The 3,898-nt window shown below is 31.6% G+C and carries 5 protein-coding genes; all 5 read right to left on the minus strand.

What is annotated here, in order from left to right; all coding sequences use genetic code 11:
- Positions 1-57: 57 nt before the first annotated feature.
- The 5 genes from ACOYLT_RS10515 to ACOYLT_RS10535 all read right to left on the minus strand — a co-directional run bounded on the left by ACOYLT_RS10515 (position 58) and on the right by ACOYLT_RS10535 (position 3,569).
- Positions 58-222, minus strand: coding sequence for a hypothetical protein (locus ACOYLT_RS10515; protein WP_422853803.1), 165 nt, complete (start codon positions 220-222; stop codon positions 58-60).
- A 119-nt stretch (positions 223-341) separates the two neighbouring features.
- The gene (locus ACOYLT_RS10520) at positions 342-878 is read right to left on the minus strand and encodes a hypothetical protein (RefSeq protein WP_422853804.1); all 537 of its coding nucleotides are present in this window, start codon (positions 876-878) and stop codon (positions 342-344) included.
- Positions 879-890: 12 nt separating this feature from the next.
- Positions 891-1,658: a HincII family type II restriction endonuclease gene (locus ACOYLT_RS10525; protein ID WP_422853805.1), complete on the minus strand. Its 768-nt coding sequence runs from the start codon at positions 1,656-1,658 to the stop codon at positions 891-893.
- Positions 1,655-3,247 carry an Eco57I restriction-modification methylase domain-containing protein gene (locus ACOYLT_RS10530; RefSeq protein WP_422853806.1) on the minus strand — a complete coding sequence of 531 codons (1,593 nt, stop codon included), beginning with the start codon at positions 3,245-3,247 and terminating at the stop codon, positions 1,655-1,657. Before ACOYLT_RS10530 ends, ACOYLT_RS10525 begins: the two co-directional genes overlap by 4 nt.
- A gap of 16 nt (positions 3,248-3,263) precedes the next feature.
- Positions 3,264-3,569, minus strand: coding sequence for a helix-turn-helix domain-containing protein (locus tag ACOYLT_RS10535; RefSeq protein WP_422853807.1), 306 nt, complete (start codon positions 3,567-3,569; stop codon positions 3,264-3,266).
- Between the last annotated feature and the right edge of the window lie 329 nt (positions 3,570-3,898).

Genomic DNA, 3,898 nt, shown 5'->3' on the forward strand with positions numbered 1-3,898 from the left:
TTTAAACTAAAAATTAATGAGTCCCTTTCTTGATATTATTATTAGAAGTGTAAGTGTCTAACGGTTTGCAGCTACCCGAAGGGCGGGACTTTTACCACAAAACTTGATTTGAAAAACTAATGTTTGATTAACCACAAAACTGTCTTTGGAACACGAAACCCCGCCTTTTGGGTAGGTGCTGTTAGGTGCTGGCGTTCTGTCTGTCGTTGCTCTGTTGTCCATTGTTTGCAGTGTCTTTGTGCGTTGGCTTGGTAGCTCTTTTGCATTTTTTTGTTTGGCTTTTGCGTTGGCAAAAAATGCAAATGTGCTACCAAAAGCGTGAGCAATTTTAAAGTCGTCTTTTATTTATGTCTGCTTAAAAAATTTTCAATAGTACCGTGTTCCTTTAATAATGCACTCGTCCCAACTTGTGAATATTCATTAAACCCTCTTACACTTGCTTTAGGACTAAATGAAGCGTAGTCTATGAGAACTCTGAAATCCATATTTATAACACCAAAGTTTTCTAGAAAAACTAAATTTTCCCAATACTCGATTTTTCCGTCTAATTTGTCTTGGTCGTAACCCCAAATTTCTTTTGATAAATTTTGATTATTGTCTTTGAAACTTATAGTTGCTCTACCAACCATAAAACCTTTATGATAAAATAGCACAATGTCATTTATTGATGCTTTGTTAAAAGGCGTCAATTTTGTACTTTTTATCCCCCAAATTCTAACAGTATGATTTTGTGTCAATAGTTTTTGATATTGATTTCCATTTGGATATTTTAGAAAATCTGTTTTTTCAATACCAACCATAACTGTCCGTTGATAATTTTTATATAAATCAGAACTTGATACTGGGGCTAAAAATATTTTAGGATTATTATTGCTCATTTTTAAAATAATTTAAATGATATATTTTTCAAATGGTTTCGCAAATTCATTTATCATATATTCCGAACGCTTATAAACTTGAGCAACAAAATGTTTTAAATACGCTCTTGTCCATTGCTCCATCGTACCTTTGAAAGATTGATCTAAATCACAAACGTGAAATTGAATTTGCATGGCAGCAGCCCAATTTATATAAAGATTTTCTGGTTTTGCCTTAAATAAACAGGCAACATGAGCGTCTGTACATATCAATTTATCAGCTACTAATTCCCAATCAACTTCAAAATAGTTTATTGTAAAGTCGTTAAACTCTTTATTGTCTAGCATTTTAGCGCATACTTGCGCTAGTTTGAATGCAGAGATAATATTTGGCGGCTGAGCTGATTTAGAAATGTTGCGAGTTTTAGTGTCAATAATTTCATAGAAATCATCTTTGACTACTAAAATATCCGCGGTATCATTTTGCTTTTCGTCAAATAGATTATCTGTATTCCATTTGTTCGTAACATCTTTACCTCTTGCAAGTAAGAAATGAACCGAAGGAGATTTAAATAATTTTTCTCTAGCTGCATAGCCTATAACTTCCGAATTTTGAGTATACAAATCATTTAAGTATTCGTACTGCCTAAATGTATTCTTTGGAAATTGTTTTTTTATTTCGTCATAAACGTGTTTGTCAAAAGGTTCGCCTGCCGCATGACCAGACAATGTACCTGAAAGAGGTTTTTGAACAGAAGTGCCTTTCACATTTTTGATTAATTCGGTATAGTTTACTATCATATAAAAAGTTGATTAAATAATTGATTGATTTCTGTTAAGTATTTTTCTTGTTTGTTTTTAATAAATTGTTTTGTTTTCGTAGTAATTTTTTCGTGTAATTCTACCTCTTCTGAATTAGTCCAATCTATTACCCTATATGGAATGCTTGAAATTGGCTTTTCCGAAAACTCTACAATATTGCCTTTAACAATTCCATTACATTTTAACCAATCAAATATTATAGGATTATTAAGATAAGCCAATATATATTCAACGCTTTCTTTTGTATTTGATTTTCTAAATACAGCTGTGACGTCCTGTGTTGGGAAGATACCTTCTTCCACGAGTGCAAATCGAAAATAATTTTTATTGGAAATTCTTTCTTTACAAGGAACAAATATTCTTTTTTCAGATTTGCTAAAAAGATTAAAATTTCTCAAAAACACCCATTCCCAATAATTTATTTTTCGGTTGTATTGATACCTTTTACTCAAATCTTCTTTATGTTTTTGAAAATGAGTATAAAAATTGGGGTACTTTTCTAAAAATTCAGATTCTTCTAATCCTTCCTTAATATAAATATATTTTGTAATGCTTTCTGCGAAAAATGGTTTTAAATCTTTTGCCTTAACGACATCTATTGTTGCTTTTTTCTCTTGTTCATTTAAGGAATGGCCGTTTACTTGAAATGCCTTGTCCAAACCGCTTACCAAACCATTACCTATATCACAAAAATCACCTATCGTATGAAACTCTAAGCGTTGTTCATTAAATATATTTAACAACGAATTTTGATTTTTCTTCAAGCAATTATTTTCTAAAATACTTAGTTCTTTTCTAACTTCATCTGATTGTAAAAGCCACCTTTCATTATATTTAAATTGTGATACTTTTAAGTATTCAGCATCCTTAAAATCTTCTTGAAATTTTAGTTTATTAAGTGTTTCGACTGTTAATTTTTGATTCGCATAAAATTTAGCAACTTTTATTTGCGTGCTTTTTTGTTTGCTTTTTACAAACTTAAAAATAACAATGGAGACAGTTACTTTTTCAAAAATTGGAGTTTCATTAAAGTGATAAATTTCTTCAAAATAACCATTTGAAACCATATAATTTCGTAATGAAATAGAATGAGTTGTATTCATCCAATATTCAGGGCAAATGAAAATTAGCTGTCCGTTTTCGTTAAGTAGTTCAATAGATTTTAAAATAAAAATGTACAAATAGTCGCAAAGACTATTAAAATGCTTATTCCAGATTGGATTATTTGAAAGTTCATGTTTTAACTCCGCTTCTAAATTTTTCCAGCGGATGTATGGCGGATTACCAATAATTAAATCAAACTTCTCATCAATTTTTGCAGAAATAAAACTTTCATAACGAACGCCAGAATATTCTTGTGCTAAATCCTCGTCAATTTCAAAAGCTGTTAAATTTTTAAATCCTTTGTTACCCAATAGTTTTAAAAAAACACCCTCTCCGCAAGATGGCTCTAGGATTGATGAATTTACAGTCAGGTCAGCCAATTCAACCATAAAATTAGCCACCACTTCTGGGGTAAAGTATTGCCCAAATTTATTTTTTGTAATATTTTTTACAGCTATTTCCATATCTGAATATGATAATTTATTTTATTTTTTGAGTTATTTCGTATTTTATTTCTTCCTCTGCCACTTGAATCGCTTTCAGAGCCATGTTTTCATCTTTAACAACATCGTAAACTTGGTCTGCAAGCCAAAGAGAAAGCAAATAGTCTTTATCTACTGAAAGTGCTTTTGCAAGTATTGGTAATTGTTGTCGTTTCGCTTTTCGCTCGCCTCTCTCAATCTTACTCAACATAGGAGTGTCAATGTCAAGTCGGCTAGCAATGTGCTTTTGAAGCAAACCTTTTTGTTCTCTTAGCTCTTTTATTTTTTCCCCGAATTGATTCATTCTACTTATTTTGACATGTCATATATTGGCAAATATAGAATGATTTTTTGAATTATACAACGGTCTGATTGAAAAATTTATTAACAGTCGTAACGCTTGTCTAAAAGTGGGGTGGTGGGTGGGCTTTGGGTGCGGTTGGGTAAAATTAAATATGCTGCAAAAGCGTTGGCTTGTGTTACGGCTTGCAGCTCTTTTAATTTTGCGAAGCGTAGGCATTTTGTCGTCCGTTTCTGTGGGTTTATGTCTGCACTTTCGGTCGTCCTACGCTTGCACCTAACTTGTATATATACTCAGTTTTTTGTTATTTAGTTGAGCAAAGCCATCTATTT

It is taken from the genome of Flavobacterium sp., assembly GCF_049318185.1.
Taxonomy (GTDB): domain Bacteria; phylum Bacteroidota; class Bacteroidia; order Flavobacteriales; family Flavobacteriaceae; genus Flavobacterium.